Annotated in this window: 2 protein-coding genes; both read right to left on the bottom strand. The window is 39.7% G+C overall.

The annotated features are described in order from the left end of the window. Positions 1-158 precede the first annotated feature (158 nt). Positions 159-11291: a Rib/alpha-like domain-containing protein gene (locus IEU90_RS00020; RefSeq protein WP_188357554.1), complete on the bottom strand. Its 11133-nt coding sequence runs from the start codon at positions 11289-11291 to the stop codon at positions 159-161. Between the two features lie 362 nt (positions 11292-11653). Then, positions 11654-20440, bottom strand: coding sequence for a Rib/alpha-like domain-containing protein (locus tag IEU90_RS00025; protein ID WP_188357555.1), 8787 nt, complete (start codon positions 20438-20440; stop codon positions 11654-11656). Positions 20441-20655: the final 215 nt, after the last annotated feature.

The following is a 20655-nucleotide window of genomic DNA, read 5'->3' on the forward strand; positions in this document are numbered from 1 at the left end:
AACCATCAATTGCTTATACATCAGTATTTTCAACTACTAAACAAGCAATTCGATATTCATCAGTTATTAGTATACCGTTTTACATAAAGATCGATAAATAAAAAGGGAGTGTAAATACTTGTCATTTTGACATACATCTACACTCTCTTTATTTAATTCTAGTTTTGTTTCTTATTCCGTCTTAACAATCCTAAAAGCCCTGTAATTGTAGCAAGACTTAGACCAGCTAATGCACTTAGCTTATCATTAGAATTACCAGTTTGCGGTAGCTTCTTTGATGATTGACCGTTATTACTGATTGGCTTTTGACCCTTAACACTAGTTTTCGTTACCGTTACTAAGTGCTGAGTAAGTTGATGATGGCCCTTATTGGCCTCAATAACAATATTGTTACTGTTATTAATTAGCTTTTCAGGTGCCTCATCACGATCAACATTCTGAGTAGCTGCAGCATTATTATGAACCGTAATTAGAACGTCGACATTACTAATTGAACCATCTGGATACTTAATCGTTATTGTTTCAGTATAAGTACCCGCCACAGAAAAGTCGGTATTAACTTTATTTCTGTTAGCCCAAGTAATCATCGTCCCTGCCGGTAAGTCTTGCGCATTGCTAATCAATTCTGCTGGATCAATGGTTTGCCCCATTTGAACAGTCGCATTTGCTAATCGTTGCGGTACAAATTTATCAGCATCAGTCTGTTTTGCAACGGTAGGAGATGTTTCAAGAATTACTTCAACCTGATCAGAAGTGCCATCTGGGTAAGTAACGGTAATTTGTCCACTTGTCTTTGCACCAGCTTTTTCAGAAATAGTCGGTACACTGGTCCACGTAACTTTAGATAGCTCACCATTTGGTCCAGTTGGAAGCTGATCAATATTTGTAATAACTTCACTAGCCTGTGGAAGGTGATTAATCGTTACTATCAACGGTGTTTTAACCATTGGCTGATAATTTTCTGCATCACTTCCGCCATTGCGAGTAGTAGTAATAACTACTTGTTTAATGATCTGACTACTATCTGGATAAGTAATTACAAGTTTGCCGATAATACTCTTTCCTGTTGTTTCAGGAATTGACGGTTCGTTTAACCATGCAACCTTCGTACCGGCTGGCAATGTTTCCTGATTTTTAACCGCTGTTGATGGGGATGGTACCTGACCCGCTTTGGTATCAACCGGAACAATTACCGGCTTATACTTATCAGCGTCTTGTTGCTGTGGCTTATCTACAGTCAACGGTACTGTTATTGTCAACGATGAGCCATCCGGATAAGTAACCTTTATTTCGCCACTCGTCTTTCCTGCCTTAGTTGTATCAGGCTTTTTAACCCAATCGACAGTCGTGCCTTGTGGTAATTCACCTGCAATCATTGTCGATGGTTCTGGCGTCTTATCAACGACAGTATGAGCATCTAACTTTGGCGCAGCAGGATATGTTTGGGCATCTGTTTGTGGCGTATTTCCAGGTTGGGCGGTGGTACCAGAACCTGGGGTTGATGTGCTACTGCTACCTGGTTCTGCACTTGAACCTGAAGTTGCGGTGCTACTGCTACCCGGTTCTGCACTTGAACTTGAAGTTGCAGTGCTACTGCTACCTGGTTCTGCACTCGAACTTGGCGTTGATGTTCCAGTAACGTTAATTGAAACATCTTTAGTTATCTTATAACCATCTGGGTAAGCAATCGTAATCCTACCTGTTGCTACTCCAGGCTTTGATAGGTCTGGTTCTTTATCCCAAGTTATACTGCTTGGGTAACCGTCAACCGGTTTATCCATTCCATTGTTTAGGTTCTTCACAACCCGCTTAGCATTTTCTGGCTTAGTCAAATCTGGCACAATACCAGACTTAGTTGAAACCGTGCCAATCACTGGAGCAGCTTCAATTGTTACATGACCCTTAACATGATCAACCGTACCATCTGGATACTTGATATCAACGTCAGCCGGTTGAGTGCCAGGCTTAGTTAGATCTGGTTTTACAGTCGAATCAGTCCAAGTAATTGTTGGCTTGTCTTTTGGATTGGTCGGCAAGGTCTTGGGATCAATAACTGAGCTTGGGGCGATGTCGTTGCTGTTTTGCGGAACGGGAACCGGCTTAGCAGTTGGTTGCGGACTGTAAGTTTCACTATCGCCTTTGATAACTGTCAAAGGAAGTTGAACCTTAATCTGATTTCCATTGCCGTATTCTACAATTGCTGTTGCTTCCGTTGAACCAAGCTTAGAAACGTCAGGAACGGTCTTCCAAGTTACACTAGTTGGATAGCCTTTACCCTTATTTAAGTTAGCAATACCCTTTGCAGCTTCAGGGACTATATTCCTTGGCGTAGTAATTGCAATTATTTGAGGCGTGTAAACACTGCTAATAGTTGTTGGAATCTCTTTCTGCGTTCCATCTGGATACTTAACAACTACTACTGGATTTGCAGGAGTCTCACCTGGTTTGGGAACAGCCGGCGTATCTTTCCATTCATACTTCGTTCCCGTTGGAGCAGCTGGGTCGTCTACACCAGTCTTTGGGTCTGGCAAAGCAGGCTTTTGACCTGGCTTAACCGAAATTACAACTGGCTTAGACTTGATCGCTGCATCGCTACCAGCATCATCAGTAATTGCTACTGGGATTTGAACTGTAGCCTTAGTACCATCTTCAAAGCTTACAACAGCTTCAAAGTTTTGAACATCGTGAACTTTATCCGTTGAAGGATCCGTAGTAAATACCGCACTGGTGACATGGTATTTATCCTTCACATCACTATTGATTGCATCGATAGCTTCATTTGCTTGGTGACTGGTATTTTTACCCCAAACTAATTGATGAACGAAGATGTTCTTTTCCCCGTTATCTTTTGTGAATTTATCTGCATCAGTACCAGCAGTTGCATCGGTAACGTTAATCGAAATGTCCTTAGTTATCTTATAACCGTCTGGATAAGTAATCGTGATCCGACCTGTTGCTAATCCAGCCTTTGATACATCTGGGGTAATTGTCCAAGCAACACTACTTGGATAACCGTCAACTGGTTTATCCGTACAGTTATTTAGGTTCTTTACAACTTGCTTAGCATTTTCTGGCTTAGTCAAATCTGGAACGACACCTTGATCAGTTAAAATTGAACCGATTTCTGGAGCAGCTTCAATTGTTACATGACCCTCAACATGATCAACCGTACCATCTGGATATTTAACATCAACATCAGCTGGTTGAGTACCAGGTGTTGTTAGGTCCGGCTTCTTAGTTGGATCGGTCCAAGTAATTGTTGGTTTATCATCTGGACCAGTTGGCAAAGTCTCGGGATCGACAACTGCACTTGGTTTGACGTCTTTATTATCTTGCGGCACTGGGACTGGTTTAATAGTTGGTTTTGGATCGTAACTTTCACTATCATTTTTTGCCACACTAATTGGGATTTCAACATCAACTGTATAGCCATTGTCATAACTTACAGTTGCAACGCCCTTTGTTGAACCAGTCTTGGTTACATCAGGAGTTGTTTTCCAGGTTACGCTAGTTGGGTAGCCTTTACCCTTATTTAAGTTAGCAATACCTTTTACAACATCAGGAGCAACATCTTTAGGCGTCGTAATAGCTGCAACTACTGGCTTGTAATCACTAGTAAGAGTAGTCGGAATCTCTTTCTGCGTCCCATCTGGATACGTAACCACAATTGTAGCTGACGTTGCCTTTTCACCCGGCTCTGGAACGGCTGGCGTATCTTTCCATTCATACTTTGTTCCTGTTGGGGCAGCTGGATCATCTACACCAGTCTTCGGATCTGGCAAACTAGGCTTTTGTCCTGCATCGACTGGAATAAAGACCGGCTTACTTGTGATTGTTGTATCATCACCAGCATTATCAGTGATTACGACAGGAATTTGAACGGTTGCAGCTGAACCATCGTCAAAGGTGATAGTAACTTCAACGTTTTTAGCGCCATGAACTTCATCAGTCGAAGGAACAGTATTAAACGTAGCACCCTTTACGTGATAGTCAGTTTGATCCTGCTTAGTAATTACACCATCAATAGCCTCAGAAGCATCATGTTTAGTCCCTTTACCCCAGCTAAGTTGCTTAATTAAAGCATTATCTTTATTAGCTTTCTTAAACTCACCTGATTCCTGCATCGTGTAAGTCAAATTGATTGTTTGATCAGTAGTCTTAGCCTTACCGTCATTACCTGGTTCAAGGCTTTGACCAGCAATCTTACCGTTCGTAATAGCAACATTATGTCCTGCATCATCTTGAGCTAAAACTGCATAGTCCGCAAACGTAGGAACATCATATTCATCCCATGCAGTCTTACTGCTATCTACTGGAGTCCAGTTGCCGTAAATCACATCAGAAGAATCGGCATCGTTAACAGTCTTGGTGCGTTGGAACTTAACAGCTTGTTTGTCAGAATGCTTTTCTGAAGTAGTTGGGTCAGTATAGTTAATTGTCCGCGTGATCGTTTCAAACATATCAGCATTCTTAGGATCTGTTTGATCAACTTTACTTGGATCAAGTGCTGTTAAGTGGTCCAGTTTAACAGTAATAGTTTGATCTTTAGCTGCCGTGAACTTATAACTTTCTGGTAAGCCAAAATTCTTATCAAGCTTGTAGCCAGTTGGAATAGTAATGTCTTTTGCAGAAATTGCTACAGTGCTATCAGTCTTACCTGGTAAGGTCTTAGGCTTATCAACCGAAATAGTAGAACCATCTTTTGCATTGATAAACTTAACAGTTACAGTTTGATCATTGGCCGTGTTAGTTACGGTAATCTTGATGTCTGAACTATCAGCAGTAACTTTTTGACTGGCAATTGTACCCTTGTCAGTCAAAGTTACAGGCTTATTGTTATTATCAACAGCAGCTGGAGTGTAACCATCTTTAGTTACTTTACCAGTTTCAGCAAATGTATCTTTATTATCTTTTGCAACCCACTCAGAGTAAGTTGGTTTAGCTGTAGCATCAGTTGAATCAGTGTACTTATCACGCGTGAAGACTACTTTTTGAACTATTGGAGTTTGATCATCAACAGTGATTGTCCGCGTAATTTCACGGTAAATATCGTGAGTAGCATCGCTTGGCGTGGTTATGTCACTGCCCTTAGTTGTCTTTAAAACATTGACTGGAACAGTAATATCCTTAGTGTAACCGTCATTATAAGTTACTGCTACTGTAGCAGTTGTCTTGCCTGCATTAGCAACTGCTGGAGTGGTCTTCCAAGCTACGCTCTTTGGCATTCCGTCAACACCATCTGGATCTAAGTTAGTAATTGCTGATGTAGCATCTTCAGCAGTTGGAGTTACACCTTGATGCAAAGTAACTGTACCAACTTCTGGAGTTGCTTCGATAGTTACCTTACTATCTATTGAACTTGTCGTGCCATCTGGATAGGTTATCTTTACAGTTATGTCCTGCGTACCTACTTTAGAAGTATCAGGTGTCTTGTCGCCCCAATTATACGTAGTTCCTTCAGGAATATTATTATTTGGAGTAATTACATCGCTAGCATTAACTTTTCCACCTTTGTCTACTTGATAAGTCTTAGCTGAAATATTGCTTTGATTATCAGTAGCCTCATCAGTGATTACAACTGGAATCTTAACACCAAGCTTAGTACCATCTTCGAAGTAAATCGTTGCGTCATATGATGTTGCAGGTGACTTCTTAGAAGTATCAATCTTAGTTACATCATTGAATCTTGGAGCCTTTAAGTTGTCCTTATCAGTCCAAACAACGTGATAAGTATTATTAGGATCTTCCTTAATGCCTTGACTAGCATCAGTATCCTTAAATACATAGCCCTTACCTTTAGAAATAGTCTGAACTAGGGCATTATCCTTGTTAGCACTAGCAAACTTATTAGCTTGTGATTCAGCAACCGTAATCGTAACTGGAATAGTTAATTTAGTACCATCTGTAAAGTTAATATCAGCGTTGACAGTAATCTGCCCTGCCTTAGATAAGTCAGGCTTTGTGTTCCAAGTAATATCCTCAACTTCTACATTATGAGCAGGGGTCAAATCAGTTGTATCAACATAATTTTCTGGATCAGCTAATGTACCATTTTGAACTGCTGTTAAATTATTATTGGCAGCGCTAGCTTTAGCAGCACTTGCACCATAGAAGTTGGCATATACATTAGCCCAGCCAGCATCAGAATCTGGCAAGTCCATTGCCTGTGCAGCATCACCAGTAGCAGTGATGTGAACACAATACTTAGAATTCTTATTGGCATCCCATTCATCGCTAGTCTGGCTATCCTTAGTTGGAGCCAAAGTAGTCTTAGTACCATCTGTATTAAAGTTAGAACTATTAGTATTTACATTATATCTGTCAACCCAAGAAGTCTTAATTTCACTAGCATTAAAGCTATGACCATTCCCGTCACTATAAGTTTTACCATCACTAGATAAGGTATACGTAATAGTGCCTTTATCAGTCTTGATATCAATGCTCTTAACTACTGGTGCATCAGGAGTATTATCGTCACTGGTCTTGTGATAATTTGGTGTATCAAAGTTAATTGTTGTAACAGCATCTTGACCGTAGACTACTGTCTTATTGTTCGGATCAAGCGCTAAACTGCTTGTAACTGTTACTGGAACTTTAACTGGATCTTGACCAGGAATAGTGACGATTGCATTAATCTTTTCTGAAGCAGTATGAGGATCAGGTTTCTTATCCCAAGTAACTTTTGTACCAACTGGTAACTTCTCAAAATGACTAATTCCTTCTTTGGCAGAAAGCGGATCAGTTACTGTTCCCGTGCTCTTAACTTCGTAGACTTTTGCAATTACATTATCTTTCGTACCATCATGGTAAGTTACAATGACTGGAATTTCATAACTAGCGGTATCTGCCATGGCTTGGTGGTCGACAGTAATACTTCCACTATTTGGATCAACATGTATATATTGCTTCATAGCAGCGGGCAAGTTAGATTCACTCGTTTGGTCAATTGCATAAGTTACGCCATCAGTTGGCTTATCACCAGTAAAGCTTGGAGTAAGCGTGACTGCTTGTTGCTTAGTATCAGTTACCGAAGAATACGATGGGTTATATTCAGCCATTTCACCCGTGGTTACTTGAACGCCCTTAGGAATAGTAACGTCTAAGTATGAATTAGTTCCAGCATGGCCATCGTTGAAAGTAATACGAATAGTGAAATCTCGGGCATCTCCGGCTTTATTAGTATCAAACTTTGCAGGATCAATTGAATAGCTCTTTACTGCCATATTGTCAGCAAGTTTGTCTAAATCAGAGTGATCCACCATTGCCTTCAAATTATCTGAAGTAAAGTAGCCCTCTGGATCTTTCGTCATATCATAGCCAACTGGGATGGAAATTGTCTTAACTGGCGTAATAGGACTAGCACCTACTAAGGTTACAGATTGATTGAAACTAGTTTTTGCACCGTTATCGACAATATTGTCCGTTGCTGGAACAGAACCATTATTGAAAGTTACATTAACTGGTAAAGTAGCAGAATCTCCCTGACTAGTGTTCAGGTTATGTGCTGAATCATCGTAACTTACAGAAATGCTGCCAATTGAATTGCCACCAGCATCTTTGAAGTCGCCTTTTTGATAACGATATGCAGTATTCACTAGTTTAGTAGCATCATTTTTATCAGTAGTATAAACATCAATTTCACTAATAGCACTCTTAGCATCTAGATTGTCTACAGTAGTTGATACTGAATCCACATCAGTCTTGTGCAAAATAAGTGGATTACTCTTAACAACAACCGCACCATTAACTGTGCCGTCTGGATTCTTCTTGCCCCAGATAATGCTGGAGTTACCATCAGTTACATTAACTAAAGCATTAACTGTAGATGTTGATTTATCGGCATAAGTGACAGTTACAGGGATATTATAAATACCAGTAGCAGTACCAGCAGTAGGTTTAAGAGAAATTGAGCCATCGCTATTTACTGTAGCAAATCCTGGAATATCTGATCCTGCTGCATAGGTTACACCAGTTGGCGCTGTAATATCGGTGTAAGTTACCGTGCCGTCAGCCGTAATTTGCTTTTGTTCAAATTTAGGTGCAGCAACTGTGGCAGTTTGCCCTTGCTTAATCTCAGTTGGAGCATAATTTGGAAGATAATCATCTTTTTGTAATCTCTTAGCCACTTCAATTGGAACAGCAATCGTATCCGCAGTGCCGTCTTGGTAAACCACAGTGGCGGTTACACTATGATTGCCTGCAGCTAACGGCTTATCAAAGGCAGCTTTATCATAAGTTGTTCTAGTTTGACCATCAGGATAATAAATGTTCTTCAAAAATTGTTGGTAAGCCTTATATTCTGTCTGGTCATTAAAAATTTGCTCATTTGTTTTACCATCATTATTGTTTAAGGCCGCTACTTTATCTGCATCAGGAAGCCCATCTTTCAAAATATTCTTGAATTGAGTCTTAGTCCAATCAACTCCCCAGAATTGGTCCTTAATAATACTGTCTAGACCTGTTGAAATAACATTGTATTGCGGATCGGTTAGGCTAGATACAACTTGATGGTTATCAAAGGCAGAATTAGTTAAAATATCGCCCTCTGTCTTCTTAAGCGTATTTACAACGGGTTCATATTTATCAGCATCGTTTAATTTAATAAGACTATCATTGTTATACAAAGCAGTCCCGAGAGCAATTCGACGAGACTTCCACCAGTTAAAGTTAGCTAAGAAGTCATTCAAATCGTCAGTGTAAGGACCAGTAATTTGACCATTATTATAAATTGAAAGGTCGTTTGTCTTGTAATTAGGGATTTGAACTAAACCACTCGAGTTACCAAAGCTCAAGCCCAAAATCGCACCGTTTTTAACGAAACCATCAGCAGTAACACCTTCCGCATTTATTGGAACATAGTTACTTGCAGTATCTCCACCCCCGTTTTGACTTTCAATCTGGGCTGTTACCCATACATGCGAAGGTTCATTGCCAATGTTGGCATCATTCCATTGTGCAACAGGTGCTGTACCCAAAACTCTCGTTAAGTTCTGAATATTAGCACTAGTTAATAAGCCGCCTGGTTGTGCTTTACCTTCAAGCTTAATTAAGTTACCACGTTGCCGACCTGTACGTTGCAAATTAATATACTTGGCTGCACTCATGGTGTTATCTTCATTTACACTACCAAACGTAATCTTATCCGTTGAACTTGCTCCAAACATGGTGATCATCCCTGGAACAAAGATTTTGTCAACAGGACCTAAATTATCGGTTTCACCCCATTCATAGCCCTGAATACCTTTACTGTTTTCACCATCTTGTAAATCAAGACTACCACCAGCATCAACAGTTAAAGTATAGTTACGGCTACCCAAGAAGAAGAAATCACCACCACTTGTCGCATTACCAAAAGCAATCATTGGCACCATACCACTACACTTGCCACGAACCATCTTTAAACTGGCATCTTTAGCAATGTGCAAAGTACCTTCAGAATAATAGGCTAAAGTAATTGGTGCATAGTGATCATAATCAGGATAAGTAGTTGTTGCATTTTGGATAGCAGACCATTTATAACGTAGCTCGTTATTGTTATCTTGCATTGTTGAAATATCAACTTTGGCACCGTCTTTAATGTCAAGATTGCTTGCCATCATTGCTTGTGAGTGACCAGAGCCCATCTTCATATTAACCTTGGCGTTTTCACCAATATTAATATAGGACTTACCATGATAATCACTGTAAAAGCCACGGACATCTTTAGTATTAGCATCTTCTGGCGGCTGTGCATCCCCAGTATTTACATTTACTGTTGAGCCTTGACCAATATTAACGCTATTAACAAAAGTTACTGCGTTATTACCTGTATTACCCATAGCAGTATTAGTTTCATTAAGTAAGTTTAAGGTTGAACCTTTACCTGTGACTAAGGTACTGGTATTAATATCATTACCAAGCGCATTAATATTAGTCGTTGAATTATCGCCTAATTGAACAAAGCCTTTAGTTTTAACACCAACAACCGTTCCAATAACGTTTAGCTTTGCTTGATTGCCTGTAGTCACACTAGCAGTAGTGATTCCGCTATCTTTAGCGCGAATAGTTAAACTTGCACCGTCAGCTAATTTAACATTACCAGTATCTTGGCTGGTAGTAATACCTGCAGATGGATAAATCTTAGTATTAGAAAGTTCGCTACCATCGCCGCCTTGAATATTCAAACTAGCATTTTGACTAACAGTTACGCTTCCTACAGTATCAATGGCTGTTTGAGCACTATTAGCATTAATAGATGTAATTCCATTAGCCACATTAATGCTTTTCGCAGTTACAGCTTTATCAACATTAGTGGTATTGATTCTGTTTTTACCAGAAAAAGTTGTCTTAACATTACTTGCGCCAAGACTAGTACCATCAAAAACAGCGGTGACGTTATCAAAGTTCAAACTAGAACGATTCAAATCGTCATCGGAAATAACTTTTCTTTGGATACCACTAGTCATTCCTGTTAGTGGCTTCATAAAGTAAATTGGACCATATGATTGATTTTGAGCCTGACTTTTAAGGATCATGTCCTTAAAAGTAATATTCCAGGCATGATCGGCATCATAGTTTTGGTTAACCAAAGTAATAGTCCATTTATTCATATCAAGAGTGTGATTATTACCTTGAATTGTTACATCATGCGCAATCCCTACATATGGCGATGGTGAAATTAAGGGAACATCTACCTTATCTGGAGTTAATTCATATGGACTAAGCATGTTAGCGCCGACTAGTCCAGTACCACCCGATACCAATGCACTTTGATCATCAGAAGCAGTGATATCAGCAGTCATGTTAATAGTTTTAACATTTTTATCACACAATGCCTTAGTAAAGTCGGCGAAAGTTGCAACATCAGCCACACCATCTTTGACTGAATAAAGTTGTTGGTTAAGAGTGTTAACCGGTGTTGCCTGTTGATTTGCGGCTGTTTTTGATTGATTAGCTGCTAAATCGAATGTTTGTGTTGCCGCTCCCTTATCTTCATTCTTATCTTGTGATTGATCATTATTCAAATTAACTGCATTAGTCTGTTCTACAGGCTTCTGAGTATCTGTAGTATTAGATTGCAACACCACCTGCTTAGCTGTTTTTTGGTCATTATTAGTACTGTTATTTTCCGTTGATGTAGTTTCTGAAGTCGGCGTTGTTGTCGACATACTATCCGCAGATGCACTAACCCCCATAAATGTAAAACCAATCAAAACTGAAGCAACCCCTACTGTTAGCTTCTTGATTGCAAAGCGCTGTTTCCTAGGCGCCTGTTTACGCAACTGTTCTTGCCAGTTATTCTGCGATAACATATTTAATTCCCCCTGTAATAGTTATTAATCAATAAAAGTTAAAAAATCCCCTAATCTTAATTAACAATTTTAGTAATATCATCTATTACGATTTTTTCAAGTGATAAGTAGTAAGTAGCTATTATAAACAACGTTATAATAAGCTAAATACATCGTTTATTTTAAATCCACATATGATCAACTCTTCATATTTCAACACACCTTAATTTAAAACAATAGAGACCCAAAACTTGATTCTCTCAAGCTTTGAGTCTCATTTGCGTGTATTATTCACTTCTCCAATACACGTTTGAAATAGTAGCATTTACTAAAACGAATTTTCTGCTAAGTTAATTAACAGCTAAGGGGGAATAAGGCGCTAATTACTTACCAGTATTCCGTCTTCGTAAAGTACCACTAAATCCAAACATGCTTGCGATCGAAGCTAAGCCTAGTCCAACTAGGGAAGCGGTCTTATTAGTATCATTACCAGTTTGTGGCAATGCTTTCTTAGTAGTTTGCTCATTAGTGTTGGCTGCTACATTTTGCAAATTACTATTTACATTTTCGGTTGCTGAAACGTTATTACTAATTGTAGTGTTAGTCTTGCTTCCAGCATTAGTAATCTGTTTACCAGTTCCGGTGTTCGTGTTTCCGCCATTATTAGTTTTACTATTATCAGGGGTTGTGGCATTAACATGAACAGTAACCGTTATTTCATAGCTCGTTCCATCTGGGAAGTGAACCGCAACAACACCAGTATGATCACCCGGTGTTGAAACATCTGGCTTTTGTTGCCAAGTGTAGGTAGTACCGTCTGGCATTTGGTCCTTGTTCTTAATTGCATCGGCAGGGTTAGGGAGTTTACCTTGGTCAGTCGTAATTTCTTGACCTTCTGGAGCTGGAACATGGACGGCAACCGTAACGGTATCTTTCGAGCCGTCTGGATAATTAATTGTAATTGTCTCATCATGCGTACCAGGTGTCTTTACGTCTTGGGCGACCTTATCAGGATCATTCCAGGTGTACTTGGTACCATCCGGCAAGTCACTCTTGTTCTTGATACCTTCTGCAGCATCCGGAACCTTACCTTCTGGAGTTGTTATTGGTTGAGCTTCCGGCGTGTATTTATCGGCATCAGTAGTTGGTTCTGTAACCGTAACAGTAGTTGTTACCTTATCTTGTGAACCATCTGGGTAGTTAACGTTGACTACAACTGTCTGCGTACCAACCTTCTCTGGATCTGGCGTTACGTCCCAGGTGTACTTGGTGCCATCTGGCAAGTCACCCTTGTTCTTAATACCATCAGCTGGATCTGGAACCTTATCACCCTTTGTAATCGTAATTGGGTTACCTTCTGGAGTGTACTTATCGGCATCAGTAGGGTTGTTATAGTCGACAGAAGTTGGGATCTTGATTGGCTCATGTCCCGGCACTGTAATAGTTACACTGGTTGGTTGGTCACCCTTCTTGTTTGGATCTGGTTGATCACCTGGAGTCCAAACAACCTTGGTACCACTTGGTAACTTCTCTGGATCCTTGATTGTATCTGTTGGACCAGTTGGGTTAGTAACATGATCCTTAGTTGCTACCACAACGATTGTGGCAGTTATAGCATCACTAGAACCATCAGTGTATGTTACCGTTACTGGAACAGTTACCACTTGGGTAGTAGCATCACTTGGTACTTTTGCAGTAATTGTCCCAGTTGCTGGATCAACAGTTACCCAATCAGGAACATTAGAACCTGGAACAATCTTGTAGGTAACATCCCCAGCGGCAGGCTTGTCACCATTGTAAGTTACATCAGTCTTTGTCGTCTGACCTGGTGTTGTAACAACTTCGGGGTAAGATGGCGTATACTTGTCGGCATCTGTTGGCATTGTCGGGTTAGTTACGTGAATTGTAACAGGTACTTTATCCTTTGAACCATCTGGATAAGTTACGACAATAACTGCTGGCTTATCACCTGGTATTGTTGTATCTGGAGTATCCTTCCAAGTGTATTTAGTACCATCTGGTAGGTCTCCTTTATTCTTAATACCATCTGATGGATCTGGAGTTTCACCCTGCTTTACAGTAATATCTTGACCTTTCGGCATGTATTTATCTGCATCTGTTGGTGTAGTTGCAGAAGGAGTGTAGTTGATATCAACAGTAATATCCTTTGTATCTGGAGTTACTGTAGCTTGAGCAACGCTTACTGGATCAGCAGTGTAACCCTTAACTTCTGGAGCATTGTATTCTGCCCAAGTTCCTGTTGTATTAGTACCGTCAACTACATGCCAAGCATTCCAAGTAATCTTATTGGTTGCGGGATCTTTGTAGCCTGCATTACCTTCCTTATCCTTACGCGTAAACTTCACGGTTTGGATTTGGGTTTGTGGGTCCGCATTCGGAATGTGACTAATGATTGTCCGCGTTACTTCACGATACATGTCGTCATTTGTACCATTCCACTTAATTGGCTCATCAGAATCCTTGTGGTAACTGATAGTTACCGTTTGGTTTGGCGTGTTAGCATTTACAGTTTCAGCAGCAATACTTGCCGGGGTGGCAACATAGCCCTTAACAGCTTTTGGCGTAAAGGCATTCCAAGTTCCTGTTGATGCATTCAAATCACCAGCAACATGCCATACGGTGTTGTAAATAACCTTGCCAGTTGCGACATCTTTGTAACCACTGTTACCGTCTTTATCTTCATTTGTGAAGTGAACAGTTTGGTTAGTAGTTGTCTTCGTGCCATCCAGGTTGTCAACAATGATTGTCCGTGTCACATACCGGTTCATCTCATCGTTAACACCATCTTTGCCCGGATTATATGGTACTGGTGTTTGATTGTCAGTAACGATAACATTAACCGGAACCTCATCAGTTGAGTGATCAGGGTACGTTACAATAACCGTTCCAGTAACTGTCCCCGACTTGCTTACGTCTGGTGTTGTCTTCCAAGTATAAGTTGTTCCTTCTGGCAAGTCACCAGTATTACTAATACCTTCCTTAGCAGCTGGAACTTTACCAACAATCGTATGAACATCTTGACCTTCTGGCGTGTACTTATCAGCATCAGTTTCAGCTGGCGTATTCTTTGTGTAATTAATTGTTACTGTTTGATTTTGGGTTTCTGCGTTTACAGTCTTTTCTGCAACACTTGCCGGATTAGCAACATAGCCCTTAATAACTTCTGGAGTATAGGCATCCCATGTTCCTGTTGACGCATTTAAATCACCAGCAACATGCCATGCTGCGTTATAAGTAATCTCACCAGTTACGGGGTCTTGATACCCACTGTTACCGTCTTTATCTTTATTTGTGAAGTGAACGGTTTGGTTCTTGGTTACCTTAGTACCGTCTGGGTTATTAACAACAATTGTCCGTGTTACATAACGGTTCATGTCGTCGTTAACTCCCTCTTTACCTGGGTTGTATGGTACTGGCGTTGAGCCTTCTTTTACATAAGTAATGGTATCAGTAATATTAGCAGAGTCTGCATTTACAGCTGTACTTGCTATTTCAGTTGACTTGCTACCATTTACGTAACTGTCATAACCCTTAGCCTGAGCAACAGTGTAAGCTGGAATTTCGTAAGTAGATACACCGTTTACTAACTTAGAATCTTTTGGACCTTGCCATGCATTCCAAGTAATGTCACCAGTTACTAAGTCTTTAATTCCTGTGCGTTGGAATGGAACAGTAATCGTTCTTACAACTGTCTTATCAGCTTCAGTCTTACCAGCTGGAACTTCGTAAATTGTTTGAGTTACTTCACGGTAAGTATCTGAATTAGTCTTATCAACAGGGACATTTTCAGTATTGTGTTCAACCTTGTAAGTTACAGGCGCTGGGTCATCTGAACCAAATGTGTATGAACTTATAACACGCTGGTTTGGCACTAATTTCCAATTAGTTGGAACATTACCAGCAACATCAACAGATACTTCCTGACCAGTTTTACCAGATACATTGTAATGTGAACCAACTTGCTTACCAGTTTGAGAATCAACGTAAGTAATCACTAAAGTATGTTCATTAGCAGTGTAAGTTACATTAACAGTCTCATTTTGTGAATCTGGAGTAATAGTTGCGGAAGCTGGAACGTATTGCTTGCCATTAATATTTTCAATCGTTGCCCCAGTTGCAGTAGCAGTGTAGCCAGGTTTAGTCACTTCAAATTGTGGGAAGCTTGTTACTTCTTGACCCTCATTGTTTTTGCCAGCTACCCAAGCAGTATAAGTTACTTGTTGTCCTTCTGGCTTAGCCAAATTAGTAATCTTAGCACGACTATAAATTACATGTTGAACAACTGGTGCGTCTTGTCCTTCAACAGTAATAGTACGCGTGATATCACGGTAAATATCATGATTATCCTTGTTATCTACACCTTGATCAACCTTAATTACATTTACAGCAACTGGAACATCAAGATAGCTGCCATCAGTAAAGTTAATTCTAACTGTTGCTGGAGCTTGTGCGTTTGCTTTTTCAAGGCTTGGTAATGTTTGCCAATCAATTGAAGAAATTTCTGAGTTATGTGCTTGAGTTAAATCACTAGTATTTACAAGTTTGCCAGCATCCCCTAAAGCAGCCTTTAAATCATTAACATCTGAGTTAACGCTTGGAATAGTACCGTTAGCTTCAGCACCATAAATGTAAACAAATGGGAATGGGTGTTGAGCTTTAGGACCCTTACCAAAAATTGGCCAGTTTACTTTAGAAGTATCTACTGTTGCAGAATACATTGGGTAAACGTACGGACTACCTTGGGTGTTATCTTGACCAGTGTAGGTAATAGTCTTAGTACCATTGTTCTTGTCTGATACTAAACTGGATGGTTGACCCTGACCAGTAACACCAGGAATACCAAATTCAGCGCCCATTGGAGTCCAAATTGAAGAAATTTCGCTTACTGGAACACTTTGCGGTGCATTTACAGTAACACCAACTGGATTATCACCTGTCTGGGTAAGTTCATAAGCAGTACCATCGGAGTTTAAGGTATAGATATATGGCTTGCTGTAATTTTGTCCGCCTTCGTAGTAACTAAGCTTAAAGTTTTCAATTACAGGAGCACCAATAATGTTCTTATCTGAAGTCTTGTGCGTAATTACATTTTTAGCATGTAAGCTGTAACTGTGTCCCTTGTCGTCAATAATCGTTACATCTTGATTATCACTTACGGCAACTGGGATAGTAACAGTTTCTGTGGTGCCATCTGGATAAGTTACTTTAGCTGTACCAGTGGTTGTTCCTGGCTTAGAAGTGTCTGGAGCAGTTATCCAATTTGCTCCTGATGGATAACCTTCAACTGGAGTAGAACCGTCATTGTTAAGGTTAGCAATACCTTGAGTAGCTTCTGGAACTTGACCAACAGTGGTGCTAATTGGTTTAATCTCTGGGTTAGCATTAACAACAACATTTGTTGGAACATTGTCTTGGGATCCATCTGGATAAGTTACAACAACTACAGCTGGCTTTTCACCTGGCGTGGTAGTATCTGGAGTCGTCTGCCAAGTGTACTGAGTTCCATCTGGTAAAGTATTCTTATTACTAATGCCTTGTGAAGCATCTGGCGTTTCCCCTACTTTAGTAGAAACTTGCTGACCTTCAGGGGTGTATTGATCAGCATTAGTTGTAATATCAACTGAACTTGATGGAATAGTAATATTCAAGTATGTTGGTTGACCATTAGCAGCATCGTCTTTAAACGCAATCTTAACTACTCCGCCGTTGCCATTTTCATCAGGCTTTGTTGCCCAAGTAGTAGTAGCAATTTCATTAGCTGGAATATTGTTGTCTACTAATTGATCAAATTGTTCACTGGTTAAATCAGAGCCTAAAGCAATTTTCACTGGAGTTGATACGGTCTTAGCACCAGCACCCTTAGCATCAATAGTGAATGAGTTAGTAGTTACAGTACCATTCTTTGAGCCTAAGATATTCTTTGCCACATCATTATTAGTGAAATCAATATTAACACTGGTAGAAATTTGCTTACCAGCAACAGTTGCCGTTTCTACAGTAGTATCAGGGGTAGTAGTCCAGCTTACCGTTGAAGGATCAATAGTGATTGGCATAGCAGTAGTTGAAAGCTTACCGTCAGTTAATTTATATCCTTGAGCAGTCACAACATTAGCTGGAGCGAGGACTTGTGAATTCTCACTAGTCTCATGAGCATTAAGGCTAGAAGCGTCAACTGTAGTTACAACTGCACCATTTTCGCCCCAAATAACTGTTTGACCCGCCTTAGTTACAATAACCGGAACTGTTGTCTCATCAGTGCTCTTATCTGGGTAAGTTACAGTTACAGGAACATTGTATGCGCCAGGGGTTACGTCAATGCTTGGGTTCACTGTAACAACACCAGTTGATGGATCGACATTTGCCCAACTTGGTGTATTCGTACCAGTTGTAAAAGTGGATCCAGCAGGCATGGTTGTTTCCTTACCATCTTGTCCTACAAAGTTAGGGTCAGCAGTCGCACTTTGTCCTTGTTCTACAGTTACTGAATTATAAGATGGAGTGTAAGTATCTGCCATTGGTACGGTAATATTCAATGGAATATTAGCAAAATCGATCGATCCATCTGTATAAGTAACCTTAGCCCAAGCTGACTTATCGCTAGTCTTCAAATTGCCAGTTGGGTTAGTTGGAGCAGCTTGACCATTCATCAAGTTATTCCATTCAGTTGCATCAGTAGCTGCATCATACCAAGTTACAGACTTAATAGCAGAAAGATCTGGTGTTATGGTTCCACCGCTAGTACGTAAACCAGAAATACCGTCCTTGGCAGTTAAGTCATTTAAGGTTTGTCTAGTATTACCATCAATAGTCTTGACTACTGGTTGATATTGATCAGAATCAGTTGGCTTAGCTACTTCTTCTAAAGAACTACCCATTGCAACTCTTTGTGGAGTCCACCAGTTGAAGTTATTCAAGAGCCGGTTTAAGTATGGAGTTTCATATTTTACACCGTCAGCTGGTTGTCCTTGAGTAACCGTTCCATCAATAAATTGATAACTATTAAGTCCAGCTTGGTTTTGAGCAAGATTTACTTGACCGTTTGAGTGTAAAAACTTAATCTCACCATTCTTATTTTGTCCTCGAGCGTTCCCAGCTTGAGTAAAGCCAGAAATAGCGTTATCACCCCAGTTGTTCTGAGTTTGAATATTTTTGAGATACCAGTAATCAGATGCACCTGTTCCTTTATTTCCTTCGTCCCATTGAGCAAATGGCAATTTACCACCCGCACTAGAAACAGTTACATTATTATTTTGATTTTCAAGACGAAGTAAAGTACCTGTTTGGTTTCCTGTACGTTGGAAGTTTACATACTTAGGATTGGTAATAGTAACATGGTTATAACTATTATTTGTACCAGTTCCACCGCCCCACATAGTTACCAATCCATATTTAGGGGTATTAGTGAAGAACCCTTTCGTAGCCGATTGAGATTGTTGAGCACTATCTTGTAAGTCAAGCGTAGCACCTTCATGAACATTCAAATCCCACTTAGCACCTAAACCACTACCTGAACCAAATGAGATTAATGGTGTAGTAGATTGATTATTATCACCAGTACGAACAATTGTTAACTTACCTTGATTATCTAAAACATTGGAATCAGCATTAGTAATATTAGCAGCAAAACCAACACCTAATGAAATAGGAGCAAAGTGATAACCATCATAATTAGTTACACCATTGGCACCACTACCATCATTACTTTGTTTAGTATTAATATTAACAACGCCAGTTTTACCAATGTTTAAGTTACCAGCCCAAATAGCCATTGAGTGACCATCAGCCATGTTAGCAATTAAGTTACCATCTACTTGAACAGTACCAGTAATAGCGCTGTTGACAAGCATCCCTTTAACATCTTTAGATTGACCATTTAAGGTTACGGTTGCACCTTGTTGAATATCAATTGCTGGAGCAGTATCATTTGTTTCATCTTCAACTTTGGCCCGCAAAATGTTGCCACCAGCGTTTTGATCGTTGTTGGTTTTCGCACTGCTTACGTTAAAGACGGTATTAGTACCTTGGGCAAAAATAATGTGTGATGCTGATACAGCACTTGAATAGTTATAAAGCTGATTTCCCTTAACGTTTACGGCCTCACAAGTAATGTTGTTATTACCCTTAAAGGTTACCGTAGTGTATGGGTTATCAGTGGTTTGTTGCGCCATTGTAGTGTTGTAGAAGGCACCATTTTTAACATCGGCAGTTACGTTTTCAAATGTAACTTTGTTGTTAGTTAAAAGATCAGTCCTTATGTCGTCTCCACCCATATAAATTGGGCTAAACGCACCACCAAGAGTAGACCATGAATTATCATAGCCATCAGCATTAATAGTTAAATTCTTGAAAGCAATATCCCACGGATTACTATCTTTTTGGTTGTTAGTAGTAAAACTAAGGTAATTAGCACCAAAATTAATAGCGTGACCTTGACCATCAATATCTAATCCTCCAGAAATATTAGAACCAGTTAAGTTCATCTTTCCAGAGTTAACTAGTGGTTGTGGACGATTAATGCCGTTAACATTTGTACCCTTATTAGCGACAGTAATATCACTAGTTAATTTAATTGTACCGATATTAGAGTCGTTTAAAGCATTAACTAATCCTTGCCAGTCCGCTACTTCTTGTTGTTGAGTACCACGTAAAGTTTTTTGTTGATCCTCTAAAGTAGTAGTAGCATTAGTTGAAGCAGCCGATGGCATAGTAAACAAAGCTTGATTTAATCCATCTTTTACTGCCTGTTCATATTTATCTGCCATGGGACTTGCGATAGTAGTCTCTGTTGGCTTTACTGTATCTTCCTTTTGAGCAGGAGTAGCAGCTTGACTCTGTTCATTTTGAGTATCAGTATTCACTACCGTACGGTTCGATGCAGGTACTGTACTCAAATCCTGTGTTACAGTAACAGGCGTCTTTATTGGAACCACACTCGAATTAGAATCAGTATCACCATTTGTTGATGATTCACTAGCTGGTTGTGTATTGTTTGCTGATGTAGTATCGGTATCAGCAGACGCATTCATCCCCATAAATGTAAATCCAATTAAGACAGAAGCAACACCAACCGTAAGTTTCTTAATCGCAAACCGTTGCTTTTTCGGTTCTTGCTTACGGAATTGTTCCTGTCGATTATTTTTCGATAACATCTAATTACCCCTCTCAATAATAGGATATAAATAAAGTTATTTAATTAACGGCATAAATTATACCGTTTTTTTTTTTTTTAAATCGGCAAGCCTCGCAGAAAGTTATAGAATGATTGCGAGAGTAAGAGATAGAAAGATATAAATTTTTTCTACGCATGAAATATTTATCATATATAAAGTGAAATCTTCAATTGCAAGTAAATCAATTAGTTATA

It is taken from the genome of Limosilactobacillus caviae (assembly GCF_014635905.1).
Taxonomy (GTDB): Bacteria; Bacillota; Bacilli; order Lactobacillales; family Lactobacillaceae; genus Limosilactobacillus; species Limosilactobacillus caviae.